The following is a 24446-nucleotide window of genomic DNA, read 5'->3' on the forward strand; positions in this document are numbered from 1 at the left end:
CGCGCCGCATGAATCAAGTTCTATGCGACGCGCTTTAGTGTTATCGAGACCTCGACGCATACTTTCGGAGGTCCGCCATGCAATCGATCACCATCCGCCGTCCTGATGACTGGCACCTGCATCTGCGCGACGGCGCCATGTTGGAAGGCGTGATCGCCGATACGAGTCGCACCTTCGCCCGCGCGATCATCATGCCCAATCTGGTGCCGCCCGTTGTCACTACTGCCGACGCCACGGCCTATCGCGAACGTATCCTCAAGGCCCTGCCGGAGGGCCACCGGTTTCAGCCGCTGATGACGCTTTATCTCACCGAGCATACGAGCCCCGACGATGTCGAGCAGGGCGCCAGGAGCGGCCTGATCACCGCCGTCAAGCTCTATCCTGCCGGCGCCACCACCAATTCGCATGGCGGGGTGCGGGATATGGAAAAGGCGATGCCGGTGCTGGAGCGCATGGCTGAGATTGGCCTGCCGCTCTGCGTTCACGGCGAAGTGACGACCCCGGAGGTCGATATCTTCGACCGCGAGGCCGTCTTCATCGAGACGGTGCTCGATCCGCTGCGGCATCGGCTGCCGGAGCTCAAGGTGACGATGGAGCATGTGACGACATCTGATGGTATCGATTACATCAAGGCGGCCAAAGCCAATCTCGCCGGCTCGATCACCACCCACCACCTGATCATCAACCGCAACTCCATCCTCGTCGGCGGCATCCGCCCGCATTATTACTGTCTGCCAGTCGCCAAGCGCGAGAACCACCGGCTGGCCTTGCGCGCAGCCGCGACCAGCGGCGATCCACGCTTTTTCCTCGGCACGGATTCCGCTCCGCATGTCGATCCGCTCAAGGAATGCGCCTGTGGCTGCGCCGGCATCTACACCTCGATCAATACGATGAGCTGCCTCGCCCACGTGTTTGAACAGGAGGACGCTCTGGATAGGCTCGAAGCCTTCGCTTCGCTGAACGGGCCGGCCTGGTACGGCATGCCCGCGAACGAGGATAGCATCACGTTGACCAGACAGGCCGAGCCGGTCTCCTTTCCCGCCAAGATAGAAACCGGAGCCGGTCCGGTGACGGTCTTCGATCCGATGTTTCCCTTGCATTGGCGGGTGATGACCTAGATATCGATTCAGCGTTTTCAATTTTAAATAGAATATTCATCTTATCCCTCGGCGTGACGTTAAACGCGTAACATTTGCTTTGTGCGGTGCATCATTTTTTAACGGATGCATAAGACATTTCTCGTCACGGGCCCTATAAGCTGCCAGCATTCGGCGCGATACCACAGCGCCGCGCATCTTTTCAGACGCGCAAAGGATGCTGCAGCACTTTGAATTGCTGCGGAGACTGAAGAGCATGATGCTTGACTATAACTCCCTCCTCTTGGCGCTCGGCGTTTCGGCGGCATGTCTCGCCGTGACGCTGATGGGCAGTTGGCTGGTCCGCCGCTCTGAAACGGTGCTGCTGACCGCCACCATCGGTCTTGTCCTCGTCGTCAGTGGTATTTTCGTTTACAGCGCCTATGTGAATAGCCCGCAGACATGGTTTTGCGTGGCCAGTTTCGCGCTGTTTCATGCCGGCTTTGCCACCATCTGGGGCGCCGGCAAGCAATTCCTCACCGGCCGCCTGTCCATCCCGGCCATCACGGTCCGCGCGCTCGCGGCGATGGTTTTCTCCATCGTACCGATGTTGTCAGGTTATGACGGTCTGGCCTTCATCGCAGACAATCTCGCTATCGCTCTTCTGCTCTTTGCCACCGCCCGGCAATATTGGCTCGCCCGCGCCGAGGCGCCGGCGCCGCTCCTCGGCCTCACCGCGCTATATACCCTGACCGCGATCTCCTTTGTCTTGTGTGCCGCCGTGCTGATATCGGACGGCAAGCTCGTGCTCGGAAAGGCGCCGAGCAACTGGGCGGAGGATCTAAGCCTCGCCGTCTGCATCGCCGGCATGACGGGGATCGGCGCATTGTCGCTGGCGTTGCATCAGTGGCGGCTTGCGGCCCGCCATCGTCTTGAAGCGATCACCGATCCGCTCACCGGCCTGCTCAACCGCCGCGCCCTGTTCGACGAGCACGGCACGCGCCCGATGGGCACGACGACTGCCGTCATCCTCTTTGACATCGATCATTTCAAATCCGTCAACGACCGCTTCGGCCATGCCGCCGGCGACCGCGTGCTCAAGGTCTTCGCCGGCGAGCTTGCCGCCCATTGCCGCAACGGCGATACTGCCGCGCGGCTCGGCGGCGAGGAATTCGCACTGGTGCTGAAGGAGATCATGCCCGGCCGCGCCGAACTTGCGGCGGAGCGCATCCGCAGGGCGTTCGAATCGCGCGAAATCCATATCGACGACGAGGTGCTGAAATGCACGGTCAGCGTCGGCGTGGCGCCCGGCCGCTCGAAATCTTGGGATTTCGACGCGATGTTGAGCGCCGCCGACAAGGCGCTCTACGCCGCCAAGCGTGCGGGCCGCAACCGGGTCGAGCTTGCCGGCCACCTGCAGGCGATCCCGGCAGGCGTGTCGCGCACGGCATCTTGATTCCCGCCCGATCCTCTCCTAACGTCGTCATCGGCCGGATGCGGCCAGCCGCCCCGCGACGCCCAGGCGTTATGGTGAATGCATCCAGGTAACATCCTTCACATCCCTTGCCGTTTGGCGATTGATGGCGAACGGGTCAGCAGACGCGGGCACTGATCTTCCTGTTTGCCGCCAACGGAAGGATGACATCATGCGCAATTTTCGCGACGCCAAGCTCATGGCAAAGACATTGCGGCAGGCTCTCGCCGACCGCGATATTTCCCTCACCCACAGCGAGACGCTTGAAATCGTCGCCAGGCAGTTCGGGTTCGATCAATGGAATATCCTCTCGGCGAAGATCGGCGAGGCAGGCGCCTCTCGCTCGGCGATCGGCATCGAGCCGCCGACGCCGATCTTCCGCATCTTCTCGGTGGAAAAGGCCATGGAGTTCTATTGCGGCTTTCTCGGCTTCACCCTCGATTGGGAACACCGCTTCGGGGAAAACTTCCCGCTCTATTGCCAGGTCTCCCGCGACGGCATGACGCTGCATCTGAGTGAACATTCCGGCGACGCCAGCCCCGGTGCCAAGGCCTTCGTCCGCGTCGCCAATATCCGGGCCTATCACGCCGAACTCTCAGGCAAGGACTATCGCTACATGAAGCCCGGTGTGGAGGAAGCGCCGTGGGGGCTCGAAATGACTGTCATCGACCCCTTCAGCAACCGCATCGCCTTCTGCGAGCAGACGTAATCAAGCGGCGGAGGGGCACCTCCCCTCCGTCTTTATTACGCGATCATCAGCGCGCGGATGAAGGCGACCGAGGCGAGTAGGGATGCGATGGTTCTCACGTGGTTCCACCACGTCCAGTCCCTGAGATAGGTGGCCCACAGCGCCGTCGCCTCCGGCGAGTTGCCGCTCACCCTCGCGAGTGCATCGTTCATCGGCACGTTGAAGACGATGGTCGAGAGGAACGAGGCGACGAGATAGAATGCTGCGCCGGACAGCATCAGCGAGGATAGCCCGCCGCGCCAGTCGATCATCGCCAGCACCGCGATGACGATGCAGAGGATCGCCGTCGGCACGAAGAGCGCCATGAAGGGCGAGCGGACGATCGTGACGTTGATCGAGTTCATAGCGGCAATGCCCTGTTCCGCCGGGATGCGCGAGAAGGCGGTCATGACGAAAGTCGAGAAGGCGAAGAAGATGCCGGCGACGAGACCGCTGCCGATAGCGGCAGCGACAAGGCATAGGACGAGAAGGATCTGCATCGTCAGGCGCTCCATATTCCGGTTGCCGCGGCGCGGCGGGCATAGTGGCTGAAATCGGTTGCGGGACGGCCGAGAATATCGGTGACGCCGCTCATGACCTGTGAGTTACGCCCGTCGAGCACCTGGCCGAAGAGCTCTTCGAGAAGCGCGATGACAGGCTGAGGCGTTCCAGCGGCCGAAAGCCCCGCGGCGAAATCCGCCATCGATACTTCTTCATACGCGATGGGACGCCCCGCGGCGGCAGCGATCTCACGGACGGCTTCGCGGAAGGTCAGGGCGCGAGGGCCTGTCAGCTCATAGATTCTGTTGCGGTGCCTGGCATCGGTAAGCGCCGCCACCGCTGCATCGGCAATGTCGCCGGCATCGATGAAGGGTTCACTGATGTCGCCCGCCGGAAGCTGCAGCTTGCCGGCGATGAGCGGCTCCAGGAAGGCGCCTTCGCTGAAATTCTGGCAGAACCAGGAGGCGCGCAGAATCGTGCAGTCGATCCCGGATGCCTTGACGGCCTCTTCGCTACGCTGGGCTCCCTCTTCGCCGCGGCCGGAGAGCAGTGCGATGTGCTGCAGACCGCATTCCAGTGCAATCCTGGAAAGTTCGCCGATAGACCCGGCCGCCCAGGAGACGGCGAGATCCGGCTGGAAGGCGACATAGGCGCTTGCCGCGCCCTCGAGCGCACCACGCCAGGTCGAGCGGTCCTCCCAGTCGAAAGCAGGTGTCGTGGAGCGGGATGCCTTGCGCACGGGCAGGCCAAGCTCTTCCAGTCTTGCTGCGATGCGCCCGCCGGTTTTCCCCGATCCGCCGATCAGAACGATTTCGGAATTTTGCATGTCGAAACTCCTCCTTGGTTAAAACAAGAGAAACTCTCTCATTTGCAAAATGAGATAAACTCTCTTATTTTGTTTGTCAACGGTCGAAAGGATGGAAAGATGGCGGAAGAAATGGTCGCAAAGCGTAGACGTCAGCAGGAACCGACCGGCCAGCCGCGCCGCATTCCGAGCCAGCAGCGCGGCCGTGATCGCTTCGAAAAAATTCTCGCGGTCGCCTCCGAGCTCATCGAAAAGAACGGCAGTGATGCCCTGAAGATGAGCGAAATCGTTGAAAAAGCTGAGCTTTCCTTCGGTGCCCTCTATCAGTATTTTCCGGATAAGACCTCGATCATCCGTACGCTTGCCGAGCGTTTCAACGAGCAGGGCCGCCAATGCGTGGCCGACGAGCTGGCCAAGGTGAGGGACGCTGATAATTTGCGCACTGCGCTCTGCGTCATCGCCGATGAATATTACGCCTTCTTCCGCCGCGAACCCGTCATGCGCGATATCTGGCATGCGACCCATACGGACAAGCTGCTTCAGGAGGTCGATGCCGAGGACATGGAATTCCATGCACAGGCCCTGTTTTCGGTGTTACAACGGCTGTGGCCGGAGCGGACGGAAGCCGAGCTTCTGGCCGTCGCCAGGCTGACGATGCAGCTGCTCGCAGCCGCGGTGCGTTATGCGGTTTCGCTGGACGGGGAAAAGGGTGCGCAGGCAATCGCGCTTTTCAAGCGGATGCAGGTTGCCGATATCGATCGGCTGCTTGGCTGACGGCAGTCTTCCGTCTGGAAACCGGGCGCTCTTGCTGCTATTGCCGCTTGAGTGTCAGCCGAAGGAGAGAGCCGCATGATCCAGACCACGTTCCCCGACCGCGCCGTCATGGCAGAGCTGCTGGCAAAGATGCTGTGGGAAATCAAGGCGGTGCACTTCAACGCCGAGACGCCCTACAAATACGCCTCCGGCATCATGAGCCCGGTCTATATCGATTGCCGCAAGCTCCTGTCCTTCCCCCGCATCCGCTCGACCGTGATGGATTTTGCTGCGAGCATCCTGCTGCGCGACGCAGGCTTCGAGCAGTTCGATTGCATCGCTGGCGGCGAAACCGCGGGTATTCCCTTCGCCGCACTGCTAGCCGATCGCCTCGGCCTGCCGATGATCTATGTCCGCAAGAAGCCGAAGGGCCATGGCCGCAACGCGCAGATCGAGGGCGAGATGAAGGAAGGCGCCCGCGTGCTTGTTATCGAGGATCTGACGACGGCGGGCGGCAGCATGTTCACCTTCATCGATGCCATCCGCGCGGCCGGCGGCATCGTCGATCACGGCATCGCGCTTTTCTCCTACGGTATTTTCCCGGAAGCCGAACGGCGTTTCGCCAATGGCAAGGTTCAGTTCCATCATATCGCCACCTGGCGCGAGGTTCTGGCGATTGCCAAGCAGCAGAGGCTCTTCGATCACAAGACGCTGTCGGAAGTCGAAGCCTTCCTCGATGCGCCGCTTGCCTGGTCGCAAAGGAATGGTGGCGTAAGTGAGCTTCCGCTCTAGCCTTTTGACAAAAGCTCGCTTAATCGATTGAAGAACACGTACGTCCTGTTGGGAGGAATCCGATGATTTTGTGCTGCGGCGAAGCCCTGATCGACATGTTGCCGAGGGACACGACCCTGGGTGAAAAGGGCTTTGCGCCCTATGCCGGCGGCGCGATCTTCAACACCGCGATCGCGCTCGGCCGTCTCGGCATTCCCACTGCCTTCTTCACCGGCATTGCCGATGACATGATGGGGGAAATCCTGCTTGAGACCCTGAAGGCAAGCAATGTCGATTACAGCCTCTGCGCCATCACGCTGCGTCCTTCGACGATTGCTTTCGTCAAGCTCGTCAACGGCCAGGCTACCTATGCCTTCTACGACGAGGGCACGGCCGGCCGGATGATCACCGAGGCGGACCTGCCAGTTCTCGGCGACGATTGCGAAGCGCTGCATTTCGGCGCGATCAGCCTGATCCCTAGCCCCTGCGGCGAAACCTACGAAGCGCTCCTCCATCGCGAAGCGGCGACCCGCGTTATATCGCTCGATCCCAACATCCGCCCCGGCTTCATCAAGGACAAGCCGGCGCATATGGCCCGGATCAAGAGGATGGCGGCCAAATCAGACATCGTGAAGTTCTCCGACGAGGATCTCGATTGGTTCGGGCTGCAAGGCGATCATGATGCGCTCGCCGCCCACTGGCTGAACCACGGCGCCAAACTCGTCGTCATCACCAAGGGCGCCGAAGGCGCTTCCGGCTATACGAAAGACCGCAAGGTGACGGTGCCGAGCGAACGTGTCGCGGTCGTCGACACGGTCGGCGCCGGCGACACTTTCGATGCCGGCGTTCTCGCCTCGCTGAAGATGGATAACCTGCTGACCAAAGCGCAGGTCGCCAATCTCGACGAACAAGCGCTCCGCAACGCCCTGGCGCTTGGCGCCAAGGCGGCGGCCGTCACGGTCTCCCGCGCCGGCGCAAATCCGCCCTGGGCGCGCGAAATCGGCCTCTAAGTCTCATTCGATCCGGTCGAGAAAGGCCCGGACCTCGCGGTTGAAGAGGTCCGGTTGCTGCAGCGGCGCGAAATGGCTGACACCGGGCATGAGCACGAATTCCGCATTCGGGATCGTCCTTGCCAGATAATCGATATGTTCAGGCATGATGAATTCGTCGTGCTCCCCAAGCACGACGGAAACTGGCACCCTGATGGCGGCTAGCTCACCGGCCGTATAATTCGGCTCCGTCGCCATCATCTTGGAGACATCGCCGACGAAGGCCTCGAACTGGTCAGGCGTCGCCGATAGCGCCTGATAATCTTTCCGGTGGCGGCTGAAGCAGCGGTCGATGACTGGCGTCGCCTTGAATTCCTTGGTGCCGCTGGGGTCCATGTTGCAGGCGAAGAAGAAGACGCCGGAGACCCGCTCCGGGTTCTGGTCGGCAAGGATGAGCGACGTGCAGGCGCCATCGCTCCAGCCGACAAAGGCCGCTTCCTCGATCCCGGCATGGTTCATCACGGCCAGCACATCTGAGGCCATCAGGTGATAGGTATAGGGACGGTTGTCGCGCGTGCTGCGGCCATGCCCTCGGCTGTCGATCACCACGACCCGGTGGCCGGCTTCGACAAGATCGGGAACCTGATAACCCCAGTTGCCGCTATTGCCGAGCCCGCCATGCAGCAGGATGACATCAGGGCCTGCGCCATAACTCGCATACCAGATGCGCGCGCCTTCATTCTCGACGAAGCCCTGGTCGTTGGAGGGCGGCAATGCCTGCGCCCCCTCGGCTTCGAATTTCACCAGCTCATCATCTGTTGCAGTCATCGGCTTCTCCTCTGTCACTCTATAGACGACGAGATGCCCCGCATTTCGACAGGGTCAAATCGGGTAGGAGGGAGCCTTGCGGCACCCTCCTCCCACACCACCGTGCGAACGGTTCCGTACACGGCGGTTCATCGAGTGTGGTTTAGGCGTCGGAGTTCCTGTTGGAGTGAGACTAGCCCCAGCTGTTCGAAGAAGGCTTTTCGGAAGGCGTCGTTCATGTGGCTGGCCCCGGCATTCCACCAAGGGCCGTGGCCGTTCCCCGCCGAGTCACGGGCACGCTGTTCCGTCAGTCCTCGTTGCCTCAACCGCATAGCGCGCGTGGCCGGTTTCTTCCATTGCCGCCACAGGATGCAGCGCAACCTGCGCCGCAGCCAGCCATCAAGGTCCTCGAGAATCCCCTTACTGTCGGTCAGCCGGAAGTAAGCAATCCAGCCATGCAGGATCGGGGTAAGGTCTTTGATGGTGGCGCCAAGGGCGCGACCGCGCCCGGCACGGAAGGCAGCCTTCAGCTTGCCCCTGAACCGCGCCACGCTCGACGCCGCGATCCGCAGACGCGGCGCCTTGTGGGCGGTCATGGTGTAGCCGAGGAAGGTACGCTTCCATGGACGGTCCACGGCACTCTTCGCGCCATTGACCGTTAGCTTCAGCCGTTCGGTAAGGAAGCAGGTGAGCGAGGCCATGACCCGCTCGCCGGCATGCTGCGAACGTACATAGACGTTGCAGTCGTCGGCGTAGCGGCAGAAGGCATGACCGCGCCGCTCCAATTCCTTGTCGAGATCGTCGAGCAGGATATTTGACAGCAGCGGCGAGAGTGGACCGCCTTGCGGCGTGCCTTCGCTGCGTGCCGTTACGATCCCGCCCGTCATCAGCCCAGCCTGCAGGTAACGGCGGATCAACCGCAGCACCTGCGTGTCTCCGATTTTGCGTGCCACGCGTGCCATCAAGACATCGTGGTTCACTCGGTCGAAGAACTTCTCCAAATCAAGATCGACCACAAAGCGACGGCCGCCGGCCACATAAGACCGGGCGGCAAGAACCGCGTCGTGGGCGCTCCGCCCCGGCCGGAAGCCGTAGGAGGAAGCAGAGAAGTCCGGGTCGAAGATCGGCATCAGCACCTGATGCATCGCCTGCTGGATGAGTCGGTCCAGGACCGTCGGGATGCCCAATTGCCGCATCCCTTTGCCGCCAGGCTTGGGGATTTCCACCCCACGCACCGGCGTCGGTCTGTAGCGGTCCGCCAGCAGGTCTTCTCTGATGCGCGGCCAATGCTCCGCAAGGTATGCCTTCAATTGCTCGACAGACATCTTATCGATACCCGGCGCACCCTTGTTCGCCACCACCCGGCGGTAAGCCGCCATCATGTTCTCGCGGCTGAGGATCGCCTCCATCAGTCGCTCATTCGCCTCCGGTCGAGAGGATCCCGGCCCTGCCGTGGTGTCTGATGCACCCAATGCCTGCCCTCGCGGCTTCCGGCCGCTGCTCTCAGCATGGGCACGGGGCGTCTCAGCCCCGTCTTCTGCGTCTGTCCTCACCATCGAAAGACCGGCCTCCGTCCGGCACTCAATGTTCGGCCCTTCACCGCTTGGTCGGCTAATACGGCTTCTGCTGACCCCTGCCGCCCCATCCCGACGCCTCGCGACGCCGGTAGCACACCTGAAACCAGGGGCAGGTCGGCAGGTCTCCCAGGGTAAGACGCGTGACCTTCGTGCCATATACCTGTCGCATCTACGGCCGCATCCTCCGGGTGATATTGGACTTCAGGCATTTGTGCACCTTCGTCCGGATGCGGTCGCCTCATATGCGTTTCCTGTTCGTCAGGCCGGCACTTTGCTTACAACTTCCTTCAGACCTCGCCTTGCAACGACGCCCTTGTTGTTCGGCTAGCAGTTCCCATCACCAGGGCCTGCAGAGGACTTTCACCTCCAAGTCATCAACCGGATACCATCCCGGTCAAACGGTGCTCTCGCACCACGCGCCATGCCTGGCGCACACAAAAAAGCCCACCCGCATCGCGGATGGGCTTCGATAGTAGCGTGATCGCCGATATTACTTGGCGAGCTTTGCCAGCGTGGCAACGAGACCTTGCGTCGAGGAATCGTGGCCGGCAGCGCTTTCCTTGCCTTCGACCACGGGCAGCAGGCCGGTCGCCAGTTCCTTGCCGAGCTCCACGCCCCACTGATCGAAGGAGTTGATGCGGAAGAGCACCCCTTCGACGAAGACGCGGTGCTCATAAAGCGCGATCAGGCGGCCGAGCGCATAGGGTGTCAGCTTGTCGTAGACGAAGGTGATCGACGGCCGGTTGCCCTGGAAGACGCGGTGCGGCGCGATGAAATCGGCTTTCTTGTCGTCCATGCCCTTGTCGGTCAGCTGCTTCTTGGCCTCAGCGAAGGTGCGGCCCTTCATCAGCGCTTCCGATTGGGCGAGAACGTTCGAAATCAAAAGCTGGTGCTGGTGGCGCAGCTCCGGTTCGAAGGCGTTGGCGGCGATCATGAATTCGGCCGGGATGATGCTCGTGCCCTGATGGATGAGCTGATAGAAGGCATGCTGGCCGTTGGTGCCGGGCTCGCCCCAGACGACGGGACCGGAATTGCCCTCGACCGGCGTGCCGTCGATGGTGACGCCCTTGCCATTCGATTCCATGTCGAGCTGCTGCAGATAGGCCGGGAAGCGCGACAGCCGCTGGTCGTAGGGCAGGATGGCGCGCGTGGGATAGCCCAGCACATTGCGGTGGTAGAAGCCGATCAGCCCGAGCAGCATCGGCAGATTTTCGGTAATCGGCGCCTGACGGAAGTGATTGTCGATGGCATGGGCGCCATCGAGGAACTTGCCGAAATTCTCCGGCCCTATCGCGATCATCAGCGGCAGGCCGATCGCCGACCAGATCGAGTAGCGGCCGCCGACCCAATCCCAGAAGCCGAAGACGCGGGCGCTGTCGATGCCGAAGGCGGCGACCTTGTCGAGCGCCGTCGAGACGGCGGCGAAGTGGTGCTGCACGGCTGCCTCACCAAGTGCGCTGGCAATGAATTTGCGCGCCGTTTGCGCATTGGTCATCGTCTCGACAGTCGTGAAGGTCTTCGAGGCAACGATGAAAAGTGTCGTCTCCGGCTGAACGAGCTTCAGGATGTCGGCGATATGGGCGCCGTCGATATTGGAGACGAAATGCGCGCGCGGACCGTCATGGAAGGGGGCAAGCGCCAGCGTCGCCATAACGGGGCCGAGATCCGAGCCGCCGATACCGATATTGATGACATCGGTAATTGCCTTGCCGGTCGCACCCTTCAGCGCGCCGGAGCGGATATCGTCGGCAAACTTGCCCATGGCGACAAGCACGGCGTTGACGTCAGGCATGACATCCTTGCCGTCGACCAGAACCGGTGTATTTGAGCGGTTGCGCAGCGCTGTGTGCAGAACGGCGCGGTCTTCGGTGAAGTTGATCGCCTTGCCGGAGAACATCTCCTCGCGCTTGTTCTCGACGCCGCCTTCTTCGGCAAGCTTCACCAGAAGCTTGAGGATGTCGTCATTCACGGCCGTCTTGGAATAATCCATCAGCAGGTCGTCAAGCGAGACGGAAAAACGCGAGAAGCGCTGCGGATCGGCGGCGAAGGCGGCACGGATATCGGTCGCCTTGGTGGCATCAGCGGTGCTTTTCAGCTGTTCGACGATGGCGTTCATGGGAAGCTCCTCTGAAGGCGGAAAGGGTTGCGGAAACTATTCGCTTTATCGGGCGCAAATCAAGTTCAGCCACCGTTCGAAATATGAAAAAAGCCACCCGCGGCAAGCGGATGGCCGTCAATTTCATGAGATCGTCAAATTCAGCCGCGCAGGTCCTTGCGCAGGATCTTACCGACCGGCGACTTCGGCAGTTCGGTGCGGAACTCGATGAAGCGCGGGCGCTTGTAGTTCGTGAGGTTGGCGATGCAATGGGCCTTCACCTCAGCCTCCGTCAGGTTCGGGTCCTTCCTGACCACGAAGAGCTTCACCGCCTCGCCGGAATGCCCGTCCGGCACGCCGATCGCGGCGGCCTCGAGGATGCCGGCATGCATGGCGGCGACCTCCTCGATCTCGTTCGGATAGACGTTGAAGCCCGAGACGAGGATCATGTCCTTCTTGCGGTCGACGATCTTGGTATAGCCGCGTTCGTCCATGAAACCCATGTCGCCCGAGCGAAAGTAGCCGTCGGCTGTCATCACCCGCGCCGTTTCCTCCGGCTTCTGCCAATAGCCGGCCATCACCTGCGGCCCCCGGATGCAGATCTCGCCGACTTCGCCTGATGGCAGCGATTGGCCCGCCTCGTCGCGGATATCGAGGTCGGTGGAGGGCATCGGCAGGCCGATCGATCCGGTGAATTCGGGCGAATCGAAACGATTGGCGGTGGCAACAGGCGATGTCTCGGATAGGCCATAGCCCTCCGTTATCGACGTGCCGGTTATCTTGAGCCAGCGTTCGGCGACCGGGCGCTGGACGGCCATGCCGCCGCCGAGCGACATGATCAGCGGGGAGAAGTCGAGCTTGGCGAAGTCGGCATTGTTCATCAGCGCGTTGAACAGCGTGTTGAGACCGGGGAAGATATGCACCTTCGACTTTTCGAATTCCTTGACGAGACCGGGAATGTCGCGCGGGTTGGCGATCAGGATATTATGGGCGCCGAGCGACATGCCCATCAGCGAATTCACCGTCAGCGCGAAGATATGATAGAGCGGCAGGGCGCACAGGAAATTCAGCACTTCTGGCTGCTTCTTGCGCTCGAAGGCGGATCGGAGCCAGAGAGAGAGCTGCATCTTGTTGGCGAGCAGGTTTCGATGCGTCAGTACCGCGCCCTTGGCAACGCCTGTCGTGCCGCCGGTATATTGCAGGAAGGCGATGTCGCCGCCTGCAAGCGTGACCGGCTGGAGCTTTTTTGCAGAACCTTCGCGCAACACCTGGCCGAAACTCTTGTGTTGAGGAATGGACCATGAGGGGACCAGCTTCTTCACCTTACGCACGGCGAAATTGACGATCAGCCCCTTCGGCCCGAGCATTTCGCCGAGTGAGGTGACGACGACATGGTGCAGATCGGTCTTGTTGAGCACTTGTTCCACGGTGCGGGCGAAATTCTCCAGCACGAAGATCGCTTTGGCGCCGGAGTCCCGCAACTGGTGTTCGAGTTCGCGCGGCGTGTAGAGCGGGTTGACGTTAACAACGACGAGGCCGGCGCGCAGGATGGCGTAGGTGGCGACCGGGTTCTGCAGCACGTTCGGCATCATCACTGCGACGCGGTCGCCCTTTTCAAGGCCAATGCTCTGCAGCCAGGCGCCGACCTTGCGCGTCTGGCTCTCCAGTTCGCGGTAGCTCATTTTCTTGCCCATGCTGGAAAAGGCGATGCGGTCAGCGTAACGGGCGCAGGATTTATCGAGCAGTTCGGCAAGCGAGGCGTGTTCCAGCGGCGGGAGTTCGGCCGGAATGATATCGGGATAGCTGGCAAGCCAGGGCTTTCCGGGCTTTTCTCCGTGCGGATGGACGGAAATGCTGTTCATCGTGTCCTCTCTCCCTTGAGGCCGCCGCACCGGCGCGTTGCCGGGAATCGACTGAAGGATCCTCCATCTTTCAGTCCGGCAGCTTATGCCATTGCCTGAACGGTTCAAGCCGAGATTGAAGCTATACTAACCTTGACGTAAACGTCAACATTTCGCCGTAGCACGATAATGGCGAGGCCGGGGAACTTTGAGTCTGCGGTGGAGTTTGATCATCCATACTCGCCATGAGGAACACCAAAAAAGGAGGTGCACAATGCTGAACGAGGATACCGACGCCACCCGCCGTGACCCGAATGTCAAGGACACGCACTCGCTGATCGCCAGCGACCGTGTCGAGGGCACCCGCGTCTATGGCCCGGATGGCCGGCATATCGGTTCCATCGAACGCCTGATCATCGGGAAACGCGACGGCCGCGTCGCCTATGCCGTACTGAGCTTCGGCGGCTTCCTTGGCATCGGTCACGATCATTATCCGCTTCCCTGGGAAAAGCTGAACTACGACACCAAGCTGGATGGCTATCGCATCGACCTGACCAAGGAGCAGATCGAGGGCGCACCAAGCTATTCGGACGATGACGACACCTGGTACAACGATAATGGCCGCCGGGTCTACGATTACTACGGCGTGCCGCCCTACTGGATGTAATCTCGTCCGATGGACCGAGCTGGAAGGGCCCCGTGGAACGCGGGGCCTTTTTCATGTGCTGTAGCCGATGGCCCCTCTACCACCGCGCGATAAGATCATTGGCCGACCGCAACACGGTGCCGATAGTAATATCCTCGGCCCGGATCATCTTTGACGTCTTCACCGCAAACACATGGCTCTCGCCCGGCAGCAACGTCACCAGCATCGTGTCGACAATTGCATCGGGGGCCAGCCGATCCGCCATCAGGCAGAGGTCCTTGAGGAAGTTTTGCGCAGTGACCGTCACCGCATAACCGCCGTCGATCTCCCTGACATCAACGCTCAGCCGCGGCGCCAGCAGATTGAGTTCGATATCCTCGACGAAATAATGGAAGGCCCGTCTGTCGAGCATGTCGACGACGATCACTTCGTCTTTCGGTAAGTCGGGGCTGACGATATCCTCCGGCAGCGGAAATTCCTTGGCCTCGAAGCGGTCGCAGAGCAGCCGCCAGAATTCGAACTCGGCAAGCACGGTGCCATCGAGCTTCATGCGCCTGCCGCTGATCCTGGCCCGCCAGAACAGCGTTCGTTCGTTGACCGCCACCGCCGCAAGCCCGCCGTTGCGCGGCTGGATCGTCAGCAGGCGGGGATCATAGGCCGCCTTCAGCGCATACCAGAGCGGCTTGCGGCGCCCAGCCGAATCGAGTGCAGCCCATGAGGTCACCGGCCAGCAGTCGTTGAACTGCCAGACCACCGCGCCCTTGCAGATATTTCGGTACGAGCGCATGTGCTCCACGCCGAAGCGGATGGCGCGCGCCTGGTTGAGCTGGGTGGCGAAGTGCCAGTCGTCCATCGTCTTCGGTTCCGGCAGGTGGCCGGAAAGGCCGCGGATCAGCTTGTCGTTTCCCTGGGTCGCCTTCTGATGGTGGAAGACGCCATTCGATTGCGGCGTCAGCGGCGCGTCGTGCACGCTTTCCTCGATCGTCGCCCAGTTGGCCGGAGCCTGCCAGCCGAATTCGGAGCAGAAGCGCGGGATGTAATTGCGGTAGACCTCGTAGCCGACGTCGTTCCACACGTCCCAGATATGTTTGCAGCCATGCGCGTCGGCATTGGGCTCGATCTCCATCGAGCCGGAATAGGGACTGCCGGGATAATAGGGGCGGTCGGGGTCGAGTTCGGCTGAGAGTTTCGGCAGCAGGTCGAGATAGTAGCCAAGCCCCCAGCTTTCACCCGCCTTGATAATCGGCCGCCAGCCCCATTCGTCGAAGCCCCAGATATTCTCGTTGTTGCCGTTCCAGAGGATGAGAGAGGCATGCGGCATCAGCCGCACGACATTATCGCGCACCTCCGCCTCGACTTCACTCTTGAGCGGCTCCTCCTCCGGATAGGCGGCGCAGGCAAAGAGGAAATCCTGCCAGACCAGCATGCCCATGCGGTCACAGGCTTCGTAGAATTCGTCGCGCTCGAAGATGCCGCCGCCCCAGACGCGCAGCATATGGATATTGGCGCCCTTCGCCTCCTCGATCCGCGCCGCATAACGCTCGGCCGTCACCCGGGACGGGAAGCAATCGTCGGGGATCCAGTTCGCCCCGCAGATGAAGAGCGGTACGTCGTTGATGATAAAGGTGAAGGCCGAGCCGTGTTCGTCCGGGGAGGTGTCGAGCCGCAGCGAGCGAAAGCCGAGCTCCCGCTCGTAAGTATCAAGCAGATCGCTGCTGGTCTCGTCGATCAGCTTCACCGTCAGGGGATAGAGCGGTTGCGCGCCCAGATGATGCGGCCACCACAGCTGCGGCGAGGGCAGGCGAAGTTCGAAGGCGACTTCGTCTTGATCGGCCGCAACCGAGATCGTCGTGGTCACACCGCCGATCTCGCCGACGAGGCTGCATGGGGTATGGTCACCTTGCCGCGCCAGCTTCGCATGCACCTTCACCAGCCCGTCCCCACCGGCAAGCGTCGCCGACACCCGCGTTTGTCCAAGTCGCGCCCGATCCCAGCTTTCCAGCCGCACGGACTTCCAGAGGCCCGCCGTCACCAGCGTCGGTCCCCAGTCCCAGCCGAAATTGCAGGCCATCTTGCGCATCAGATTGCCCGGCCCCGGATAGTTGTTGGGCCGGTAGCCGTAGTGCCTCTCCATCTCGGCGCCATAGGCGTAGGCCGACTGGAAGGTGACCGCGAGTTCGTTCGCGCCGGCTTTCAATAGCTCCGAGACATCGAAGCGGTAGGTGCGGTGCATGTTGAAGGTACGGCCGATCTCCTGGCCGTTCAGTACGATAGTCGCGATCGTATCGAGTCCGTCGAAGACGAGCTCCTGTATCCTGCCATCATTCGGCGTCGCCTCGAAGGTGCAGCGATAGGTCCAGTCCGCCTCGGCGATCCAATCATTGGTGATCTCATTGACGTCGATATAGGGATCGGGGATCAGCCGGTTGGCGAGGAGGTCGAGATGCACACATCCCGGCACCGTTGCGGGGATCGCGTCTGGTAGGCTGACCCTTTCTGTATCGTTGCAGGAAAGCGTCCAACCGGAATTGAGCGTCGTTTTTTCGATCATCAGCCTGCCTTACAGAAAGCGGCCGTGGCGCTGCAGCACCTCGATCTTGTAACCGTCGGGATCGCTGATGAAGAAGAACAGGCCGAAGAGCCTGCCGTCGCGATTGAGCTCGACCAGCTCGCCCGGCTTCAGCCCGAGTTTCGCCAGCCGTTCGCGCTCGACGGCAACCTCTTCGACGGAGAGGGCGAGATGCCCGTAGGCATTGCCGAGATTGTATGGCTCGGTCCGCCCCTTGTTGACGGTCAGTTCCAGCTCGAAGCCGGTCTCGGCATTGCTCATGTAGATCAGAGTGAAAGTGTCGAAATCGACGCGGTCGGCGACCGAGAGGCCGAAGGCCTTGCTGTAGAATTCGACGGAGCGCGCCTCGTCGAGAACGCGGATCATGGAGTGGATCATCTTCGCCAAGGCGGCCTCCCTTTGAATCGATCACCGCAGCCTTGGTAGCGGTCCTCTTACGCCGCACGCAAGCCGATTCTTCGCGTGATCGCGCCTTCGATGAGACCCATGGCATCATAGATCAGCACTGCCATCAGGCCGACGATCAGGCCGCCCTGCAGGATGAAGGCGGTATTGTCGGAGATCAGCCCGGCGATGATCACTTCGCCGAGACCCTTTGCCGCAACCGTCGAGCCGATCGTCGCCGTGCCGATGTTGATGACGGTCGCGACCTTCAATCCTTCGAGGATCAGCGGCAGGGCGAGCGGCAGCTCGACGCGAAACAGCCGCTGCATGCCGTTCATGCCCATGCCGTCGGCGGCGTCGAGCACCTGCGGCGAAACTTGCTTCAGGCCGGCGACGGTGTTTTCGAAGATCGGCAGCAGGCCGTAGAGAAAGAGCGCGATCAGCGTCGGCATGGCGCCGAAGCCGGTGGCGGGAACGGCGAGCGCCAGCACCGCGACCGGCGGGAAGGTCTGCCCTGCATTGGCGATGGCGCGCGACAGCGGCAGAAAATCCGCCCCGCTTTCCCGTGTCACGAAGATGCCGCCGAGCACGGCGAGCGCGGCGCTGCAGGCGATCGATCCGATGACGAGCTGCAGGTGCCCCGCGGCAAGCGAGGCAAGACTGTTTTGGGTATAGACCGCGGGCGCATTGTTGTTCGTCAGCGGCACGAGCAGGAAGGAAAGCCACTCCGTCCTGAACAGCAGGATCAACAGCAGGGCGAGCGCCGCCAGGCGGAAGAGATTGGCGACAAGGAGTTTCATGCCTTGCGGCCTAGCTTGAGAAGCCGGCTCATCGAGATCGATCCCACCGGCGCCTTCTCGCCATCCTGCACGGCCGCCTCCTCGACCCCCTGCCAGATCATTTCGGCGAGCGCATCACGCAGGCTGAGCGACTGCGGGAGCGCATAGGCGAGACCGTTCTTGGCCGGCTCCATGCTGTCCTTCAGCGGGAGCAGCGACATCAGCTTCAGCGCCCGGTCGGAGGTGCCGGTCAATTGTTGGACGAAGGGATCGGCGGGTTCGGTGAGAATCTTTTCCGGCGTCGAGCATTGTAGCAATCTGCCCTGGCTCATCACCGCGATCTGATTGCCGAGATGGAAGGCCTCGTCCATGTCGTGTGTGACGAGGATGACGGTCGTGCCGAACTGCTTCTGGATCGCCAAGAGGTCGTCTTGCGCCTTGCCGCGGATGACAGGGTCGAGCGCCCCGAAGGGCTCGTCCATCAATAGCAGCTCCGGTTCGGCCGCAAGTGCGCGGGCGACACCGACACGCTGCTGCTGGCCGCCGGAGAGCTGATGCGGATATTTGTCGGCGAAATCAGCCGGATCGAGGTTGAAAAGCCCGAGCAGTTCCTCGACCCGTTTGGCGATGCGGGTGGAATCCCAGTCGAGGAGTTGGGGGACCGTCGCGATATTCTGCGCCACGGTCCGGTGCGGGAAGAGGCCGTGTCCCTGGATCGCATAACCGATCCTGCGGCGAAGCTCGGTCACCTCAACGTCCATTATGTTCTGTCCGCCGACGAAGATCTGACCCTCGGTGATCGGCACCAGCCGGTTGATCATCCGCATCAGCGTCGATTTGCCCGAGCCTGATGTGCCGACGATGACGGTGATCTCACCCTTCTCGACGCTCATCGAGACCTTGTCGACAACGGGGGCGGCGCCATAGCGCTTGGTGACGTTCCTGATCTCGATCATGCTCATGCGGCGGATCCCCGGATGCTGTCGATGACCGCATCGAGGATGACGGCCGATGAGAAGGCGAAGAAGACGGTCGGCACGGCCCCAAGGAGGACGAGGTCCATCGCCGTCTGGCCGAGCCCCTGGAAGATGAAGATGCCGAAGCCGCCGCCGCCGATCAGCGCAGCGATCGTCACCATGCCGATCGCCTGCACCAGCACAATGCGGATGCCGGTGAGGATGACGGGAAAGGCAAGGGGCATGTCGATACCGGTCAGGATCTGCCGGCGGGTCAGCCCCATGCCGGCGGCGGCATCGCGTACCGAAGGGTCGACGCCCTGAAGGCCAACGACCGTGTTGGCGACGATCGGCAGCAGCGAATAAAGTACCAGCGCGATCAGCGCCGGCGCCGTGCCGATACCGCGGATGCCGATGGCGGCGGCCAGTGGCACATGGGTGGCGAGATAGCCGAGCGGCAGCATCAGCAGACCGAAGAGCGCCAGACTGGGGATTGTCTGGATGAGGCTCAGGCCCTGCAGCACGACGGCGCGCAGCTTCGGCACCCAGAAGCAGAGGATGCCGAGCGGCAGGCCGAGAACGATGGCGATCGCAAGCGAGCCGAATGCCAGCAGCAAATGCGAGATCGCTTCAGTCTCGAATTGCGCCGACCGTGTGGAAAATTCCTTCATGATCGACAGACTGTCGAGCAGGCCTGAGGAGAGCGAGACGAAGAGCAGCGCCGCATACGCCGCAAGGGCTGCGACCCGCATCCAGGGCGCCAGCCGGATTTTGACAAGCGCATCCGAGATGACGAGCCCGATGACGGCAAACAGAACCCAGAAGCCGCCGCCGGGCGTCATGCGCGCGACCGTGCTGCCCGGCGGCGTTGCCGCCGCCGAGACGAGGCCGATCGCGACGATCAGCGCGGCAAGGCAGAGTGTGGCGATGACAAGCCGCGCGACGGCCTGCTTCAGGAACAGCGTGGCGAAGGCGGTAAGGACAAGGAGGATCGTCAGGAAGATGACGGAAGGCTGAGGAAGAAGCTGCAGCAGTAACATCGGCTTGCCGGCCGCGATGCGGTTCGCCTTCACATAGATGAAGGGCATCAGCGCCGTCGCCGCGATACCGCACGTCACCAGGACCACGCCGAGCCGGTCCAGCCGGCGGACCGCTGAGGTCTCTTCCATCAATTCAACTGTGTCTGCCAACCCGTCTGCCCAACCTATCAGCAATGGGAGGCTCCGCCCGCAATCGGGCGGAGCGAGCGATGACTACTTCAGGAAGCCCTTTTCCTTGAGATAGGCCTCGGCGACGGACTTCGCCGGCTCGCCGTCGACCTGGATCTTGGCGTTGAGCTTGCGCAACTCGTCGGCGGTCAGGCTCTTGAAGATCGGCGAGAGCACTTCCTCGATCTTCGGATTGGCCTTCAGCACCTCTTCGCGGATGATCGGGGTGGGCGCATAGACCTGCTGCACGTTCTTGTCGTCCTCGAGAACGGTGAGTTCGGCCGCTTCGATCGCGCCGTCCGTGCCGTAGACCATGGCGGTGTTGACGCCGTTCGTCTGGTCGGCCGCCGCCTTGATCGTCGCCGCCGTATCGCCGCCGGAGAGAACGACCGTCTGGTCGGGCTTCAGCTGAAAGCCATAGGTCGTCTGGAACGCGGGAAGCGCGCCGGCCGAATTGACGAATTCGGCCGAAGCCGCAAGCTTGACCGCACCGCCGCCGGCAACCCATTTGCCGAAATCCGTCAGGCTCTTCAGCTTGTTCGGGCCGGCGACATCGTTGCGCACGGCAAGCGCCCAGGTGTTGTTGGCGGGCGACGGCGTCAGCCAGACGATCTTGTTGGCGTCGTAATCGAGCTTCTTCGCCAGTTCATAGCCCTGGTCGATGTTCTTCCACGCGGCGTCGTCCGCCTTGTTGAAGAAGAAGCCGGCATTGCCGGTATATTCGGGATAGATGTCGATTTCGCCAGCGGTAATCGCCTTGCGCACGACGGGGGTCGCGCCGAGCGCGATGCGGTCCTGCGTCTTGATGCCGTTGGCCTCGAGGGCGAGCGCGATGACGTTGCCAAGCAGCGTACCTTCGGTGTCGATCTTCGACGATACGACGACGTCTGCGGCCTGGGCGGCACCCGCCGCGAAGGCGGAGAGCGAAACGGCAAGTGCAAGTTTCTTCAGCATGGAAAGTCCCCTTGTTTGACACCGTTAAATATAGCGTGAGCCCCGACGGGAGGCCTGCGCATATGAAAATCCGCCGGCGAGGGCGACGAGGCCGCCATCATGCCGGAATTGCGTGCGTCATGGAAATAGCGTGCATGCTCGAAAAATCGATGCAAGCCCCCTCCAGTATTTGCGGTCGCGGCACGATTATGGCGGCGAATGCATCTCCGCGCGCGGAAACGCATTCCCTTTTCCAAGGGCGGCGCGATTTGTTTTTGTCCCCTTGCGTGTTTCCACGATATTCCCCGGCTCTTTTGCGGTTTTCCGCCGCCCGGGTTTTTTATGACGGAAACGATAGCCCGCCTCCGCCGGGGCAGGGATATCTTTTTTCGTGAACACATCATATCGTCCGGATTTTCCAGCGCTTTCCGGAGGTAGCCGTTTGCATCTCGGTGCCCTGTTCATTGCAAACCATGTCCTGATCTCCGGTTCTGTCCGCGAGACGGCGCGGCGCTTCCAGCTGTCGCCCTCCACTGTCTCCACCGCAATCCATAATCTTGAGTCCGAACTGGCGTTGAAGCTGACGGAACGCGCCTCCGGCGAGCTGGTGACGCTGCTCGCAAGCGACAGGGTGCTGGAAGGGCTGGGGCCGATCGCGGCTGCCACCTCTGAGTTCGGGCAATTGACCGGTCATGACAATGCGGACGGCGGTGCCTACGAGGCCTGGGCATCCCGCATTCCCGTCAAGATCGTCACCATGGAGCGTTTTCTCGAAGTCGCCGACCAAGGCAGCATCAACCGCGCCGCCCGCCGGCTTCGCCTCGGTCAGCCGCAGCTTTCGCTTCAGCTTGCCAATCTCGAGAAGTTTCTGGGCCACCGCCTCTTCGAGCGGCAGGCCCAGGGCTCCGTGCTGACGGAGGAGGGCAGGCGCGCCTATCAGATCTTCACGGCGATCAGCCAGGCATGGAACGATCTCAAATCGTCCGCCGACGAGCGCTATCGGCGCACCGCCCGGTCGCTGCGCATCGGCTCGATCATTCCGACCGGATCGGAAAGCTGGGTGGCGCGCTGCCTCGGCGCGCTGGTTTCCGAATGGAATGCCCGCCGCAACAACAATGCGATTTCGCTGGTTTCGATGACTGCCGATGATCTGCGCGAGGCGCTGAAGAGCGGCCGCATCGATGTCGCGATCCTGGATTCGGTCTTTGGCCTCGAAAGCTTCCGGCATCGCGAACTGCTCGAGACCGACATGGTGGTAATCGCGCCGCCGCAAAGTACGGAAACCACGGTCGCTGATCTCGTCGCCCGCCACGCGATCTGCATGCCGAGCCCACGCACCGGCCTCGGGCACGCGGCCATGGCCTTCAGCTATGAGGGCGCCTCCAACCGGCGTCTGCGCAATCGGGATATCACCGCAGCGGATTCGCTGCCCGTGATCGTCGACCTCGTCGCCAATCACGGCTACGTCTCTTTTCTCGGCCGGGTCAGCGCCATGCCGATCGCCGACAAGGTGCGCATCGTCGATCTCGACGAGCATTTGCCGATGTCCTATCACGTTGCTTTCAATCACCGTCGAGCCGCGGCCGATGCCTGCGCTGTCATCATCGAGGCGGCGGCGAGGATTACGTCGCAACCTGTCGCCCAAGCAGGAGCTTTGATCTAAGGCATGCGCAGCCGGAACGAGGGAGACTGCAAGTGACCATTCTGCTGGAAGTGTGCGTGGATAGCGCCGAAGGCCTTGCCGCGGCGATTGCGGGCGGCGCCGGGCGCATCGAGCTCTGCTCGGCGCTGGAGCTCGGTGGCCTCACGCCGCTGCCGGGCCTGATGAGAATCGCCGCCAGAGCGCCCATTCCGGTCTATGCGATGATCCGTCCGCACGCCGGCCCCTTCGTCTTCGACAGCATCGATGAGGAAGCGATGATGATGGATATCGATGCGGTGCGCGCCGCCGGCCTCGCCGGTGTCGTCATCGGCGCCAACCAACTGGACGGCACGCTCGACATGCCGCTCATTCACCGCCTGAAGGCGCATGCCGCCGGCCTCGGTTCGACGCTGCATCGCGCTTTCGATCTGGTGCCGGATGCCGATCAGGCGCTGGAGCAGGCTGTCGAGCTCGGCTGCGAACGCATTCTCACCTCCGGCTGCGCGCTGAAGGCGACCGACGGTCTGCAAACGTTGAAACGCATTTCGGCAAGGGCGGCCGGCCGCATTTCGATCATGCCGGGCAGCGGCATCCGTCCGGCAAATGTCGGCGAAATATTGCGGGCGACCGGCGTCCGCGAGGTTCACGGCTCCTGCAGTTCGCCAGTTGAGAGCGCCGACCCGCGCGCAGTCGCGTTCGGCTTCGAGGCGAAAAGTATGAACCGGACGGATGTCGCCGTGGTCGGTGAGATGCGCCGCGCGATTGCGGCAGCCTTTTAAGCGACGCGGATCACGGCCTTGATCAGCCCGTTCTTCTGATGCGCCCAGCGTGCGAGGTCGCGCGGCGCGTCGGCAAGCGTCGTGCGGTGGGTGATGAGTTTCTCCACCGGAACCAGGCCTTTGGCGATCGAATCGGCAACATGCTCGAAATCGACGCGGGTGGCGTTGCGGCTGCCGATCGCCATCATCTCGCGCTTATGGAATTCGGGATCGGAGAAGCGGATCTCGTCCTTGACAACGCTGACCAGAACCAGCGCGCCGCCATGGGCGACGAAGGAAAAGGCCTTCTCCATCGATGGCCCGTAGCCGGTCGCGTCAAAGACGACGTCGAAACCGTCGCCATTGGTTTTTTCGCGTACCGCGTCCGCCGTCGCCTCATTGGCGACGATGCCAGACGTGAAGCCGAAGCGCTCTGAGGCCATCTGCAGCCGCTCGGTGCTGGTATCGAGCAGCGTCACCTCATGGCCGGCAATGCGCGAGAAGATCGCCGTCCCGAGCCCGATCGGCCCAGCGCCGATGACAAGCGCCCGCGCCCCCGCGCCCGTTATCGAGCGACGCACCGCATGGGCGCCGATCGCCAGAAATTCGGTCGTTGCCGCCGCTTCGAGGCTCAGGCCCTCGGCAGGGTAGAGATTGCCTGATGGAACCGAGATTTCCTCGCAGAAGGCCCCGTCCGTATGGACGCCGAGGACCTTGATGTTGGTGCAGCAGTTCGGCTTGCCCTGGCGGCAGGCGACGCATTGCCCGCATGAGAGATAGGGATTGACGATGACAGGCGTGCCGGCCGCCAGGCTCACGCCCTCGCCGGCCTCCAGCACCGTCGCTGAGATCTCGTGTCCCATCACCCGGGGGTATTCGAGGAAAGGATGCTTGCCTTCGAAGATGTGGTAATCCGTGCCGCAAATGCCGACGTGGCTGACGGCAAGGCGCACCCAGCCTGCAGGGGGAGCGGCAGGTGAAGGACGCTCGATAATATCGAGCACGCCGGGCTCCCGGCAAAGAACTGCTTTCATGGCGGGTCTCGCATTGTTAAAGCATGCGCGCAAAACTGTGAGCGGTTTGCGGTAACGACATGCGTAAAAACAAAGACCTAAAGCGCGGGCGAGCCAATCTGAAAGATTCGGGCGCGCTTTA

22 protein-coding genes are annotated in these 24446 nt (G+C 62.0%); 9 read left to right on the forward strand and 13 right to left on the reverse strand.

Translation table 11 applies throughout. The features are described 5' to 3' along the window. Nucleotides 1-77 precede the first annotated feature (77 nt). The 3 genes from pyrC to NE852_RS02670 all read left to right on the forward strand — a co-directional run bounded on the left by pyrC (nucleotide 78) and on the right by NE852_RS02670 (nucleotide 3259). Nucleotides 78-1118, forward strand: coding sequence for a dihydroorotase (gene pyrC, locus NE852_RS02660; RefSeq protein ID WP_008524392.1), 1041 nt, complete (start codon nucleotides 78-80; stop codon nucleotides 1116-1118). A 235-nt stretch (nucleotides 1119-1353) separates the two neighbouring features. Then, nucleotides 1354-2532 (forward strand): GGDEF domain-containing protein, encoded by a 1179-nt coding sequence (locus NE852_RS02665; protein WP_037170877.1) that lies wholly within the window; start codon nucleotides 1354-1356, stop codon nucleotides 2530-2532. Nucleotides 2533-2722: 190 nt separating this feature from the next. Then, entirely contained in the window at nucleotides 2723-3259 is a 537-nt protein-coding gene (locus NE852_RS02670; RefSeq protein ID WP_008524388.1) for a glyoxalase superfamily protein, read from the forward strand. Between the two features lie 35 nt (nucleotides 3260-3294). On the opposite strand, the gene NE852_RS02675 is transcribed toward NE852_RS02670, so the two are convergent. Next, complete coding sequence (locus NE852_RS02675; RefSeq protein WP_008524386.1) at nucleotides 3295-3777, reverse strand: DUF1772 domain-containing protein; 483 nt, start codon at nucleotides 3775-3777, stop codon at nucleotides 3295-3297. 2 nt (nucleotides 3778-3779) lie between these two features. Continuing rightward, nucleotides 3780-4604, reverse strand: a complete 825-nt coding sequence (locus tag NE852_RS02680) for an NmrA family NAD(P)-binding protein (protein WP_008524384.1) — start codon at nucleotides 4602-4604, stop codon at nucleotides 3780-3782. A gap of 99 nt (nucleotides 4605-4703) precedes the next feature. Here NE852_RS02680 and NE852_RS02685 point away from each other — a divergent pair, with 99 nt between their 5' ends. From NE852_RS02685 to NE852_RS02695, 3 genes are all read left to right on the forward strand, one after another. Continuing rightward, nucleotides 4704-5357, forward strand: a complete 654-nt coding sequence (locus tag NE852_RS02685) for a TetR/AcrR family transcriptional regulator (protein ID WP_008524383.1) — start codon at nucleotides 4704-4706, stop codon at nucleotides 5355-5357. A gap of 75 nt (nucleotides 5358-5432) precedes the next feature. After that, on the forward strand, nucleotides 5433-6128 hold the full coding sequence (locus NE852_RS02690) for an orotate phosphoribosyltransferase (RefSeq protein WP_008524381.1): 696 nt from the start codon (nucleotides 5433-5435) through the stop codon (nucleotides 6126-6128). Between the two features lie 62 nt (nucleotides 6129-6190). Continuing rightward, nucleotides 6191-7117 (forward strand): carbohydrate kinase, encoded by a 927-nt coding sequence (locus NE852_RS02695; RefSeq protein ID WP_008524380.1) that lies wholly within the window; start codon nucleotides 6191-6193, stop codon nucleotides 7115-7117. A 3-nt stretch (nucleotides 7118-7120) separates the two neighbouring features. On the opposite strand, the gene NE852_RS02700 is transcribed toward NE852_RS02695, so the two are convergent. From NE852_RS02700 to NE852_RS02715, 4 genes are all read right to left on the reverse strand, one after another. Next, a complete protein-coding gene (locus tag NE852_RS02700; RefSeq protein WP_008524378.1) occupies nucleotides 7121-7924 on the reverse strand; it encodes an alpha/beta fold hydrolase in 804 nt (267 codons plus the stop codon). 128 nt (nucleotides 7925-8052) lie between these two features. Next, nucleotides 8053-9312, reverse strand: coding sequence for a group II intron reverse transcriptase/maturase (gene ltrA, locus NE852_RS02705; RefSeq protein WP_258156179.1), 1260 nt, complete (start codon nucleotides 9310-9312; stop codon nucleotides 8053-8055). Nucleotides 9313-9970: 658 nt separating this feature from the next. Next, nucleotides 9971-11596, reverse strand: coding sequence for a glucose-6-phosphate isomerase (gene pgi, locus NE852_RS02710; protein WP_008524372.1), 1626 nt, complete (start codon nucleotides 11594-11596; stop codon nucleotides 9971-9973). A gap of 140 nt (nucleotides 11597-11736) precedes the next feature. After that, entirely contained in the window at nucleotides 11737-13437 is a 1701-nt protein-coding gene (locus NE852_RS02715) for a long-chain fatty acid--CoA ligase (protein ID WP_008524362.1), read from the reverse strand. A gap of 253 nt (nucleotides 13438-13690) precedes the next feature. On the opposite strand from NE852_RS02715, the gene NE852_RS02720 reads away from it, so the two are divergent. After that, nucleotides 13691-14083: a PRC-barrel domain-containing protein gene (locus NE852_RS02720; protein WP_008524361.1), complete on the forward strand. Its 393-nt coding sequence runs from the start codon at nucleotides 13691-13693 to the stop codon at nucleotides 14081-14083. Between the two features lie 76 nt (nucleotides 14084-14159). Here NE852_RS02720 and NE852_RS02725 read toward each other — a convergent pair whose 3' ends face one another. The 6 genes from NE852_RS02725 to NE852_RS02750 form a co-directional block, all read right to left on the reverse strand. Beyond that, nucleotides 14160-16613, reverse strand: a complete 2454-nt coding sequence (locus NE852_RS02725; protein WP_008524359.1) for a glycoside hydrolase family 2 protein — start codon at nucleotides 16611-16613, stop codon at nucleotides 14160-14162. Nucleotides 16614-16622: 9 nt separating this feature from the next. Next, nucleotides 16623-17018 (reverse strand): VOC family protein, encoded by a 396-nt coding sequence (locus tag NE852_RS02730; RefSeq protein WP_008524357.1) that lies wholly within the window; start codon nucleotides 17016-17018, stop codon nucleotides 16623-16625. Between the two features lie 47 nt (nucleotides 17019-17065). Then, nucleotides 17066-17815: an ABC transporter permease gene (locus NE852_RS02735; protein ID WP_008524356.1), complete on the reverse strand. Its 750-nt coding sequence runs from the start codon at nucleotides 17813-17815 to the stop codon at nucleotides 17066-17068. Next, nucleotides 17812-18756 (reverse strand): ABC transporter ATP-binding protein, encoded by a 945-nt coding sequence (locus tag NE852_RS02740; protein ID WP_008524355.1) that lies wholly within the window; start codon nucleotides 18754-18756, stop codon nucleotides 17812-17814. Before NE852_RS02740 ends, NE852_RS02735 begins: the two co-directional genes overlap by 4 nt. Further along, nucleotides 18753-19919, reverse strand: coding sequence for an ABC transporter permease (locus NE852_RS02745; RefSeq protein ID WP_008524354.1), 1167 nt, complete (start codon nucleotides 19917-19919; stop codon nucleotides 18753-18755). The genes NE852_RS02740 and NE852_RS02745 overlap by 4 nt, the downstream gene beginning before the upstream one ends. An 84-nt stretch (nucleotides 19920-20003) precedes the next feature. Further along, entirely contained in the window at nucleotides 20004-20912 is a 909-nt protein-coding gene (locus tag NE852_RS02750) for an ABC transporter substrate-binding protein (protein ID WP_008524353.1), read from the reverse strand. Nucleotides 20913-21333: 421 nt separating this feature from the next. Here NE852_RS02750 and NE852_RS02755 point away from each other — a divergent pair, with 421 nt between their 5' ends. Both NE852_RS02755 and NE852_RS02760 read left to right on the forward strand, forming a co-directional pair. Further along, entirely contained in the window at nucleotides 21334-22554 is a 1221-nt protein-coding gene (locus tag NE852_RS02755; RefSeq protein WP_008524350.1) for a LysR family transcriptional regulator, read from the forward strand. 32 nt (nucleotides 22555-22586) lie between these two features. Beyond that, complete coding sequence (locus tag NE852_RS02760; protein WP_008524349.1) at nucleotides 22587-23312, forward strand: copper homeostasis protein CutC; 726 nt, start codon at nucleotides 22587-22589, stop codon at nucleotides 23310-23312. Here NE852_RS02760 and NE852_RS02765 read toward each other — a convergent pair. Continuing rightward, nucleotides 23309-24325 (reverse strand): zinc-binding alcohol dehydrogenase family protein, encoded by a 1017-nt coding sequence (locus NE852_RS02765; protein WP_008524347.1) that lies wholly within the window; start codon nucleotides 24323-24325, stop codon nucleotides 23309-23311. The two genes, NE852_RS02760 and NE852_RS02765, sit on opposite strands and share 4 nt — an antisense overlap. Nucleotides 24326-24446: the final 121 nt, after the last annotated feature.

Source organism: Rhizobium sp. Pop5 (assembly GCF_024721175.1).
Lineage (GTDB): Bacteria > Pseudomonadota > Alphaproteobacteria > Rhizobiales > Rhizobiaceae > Rhizobium.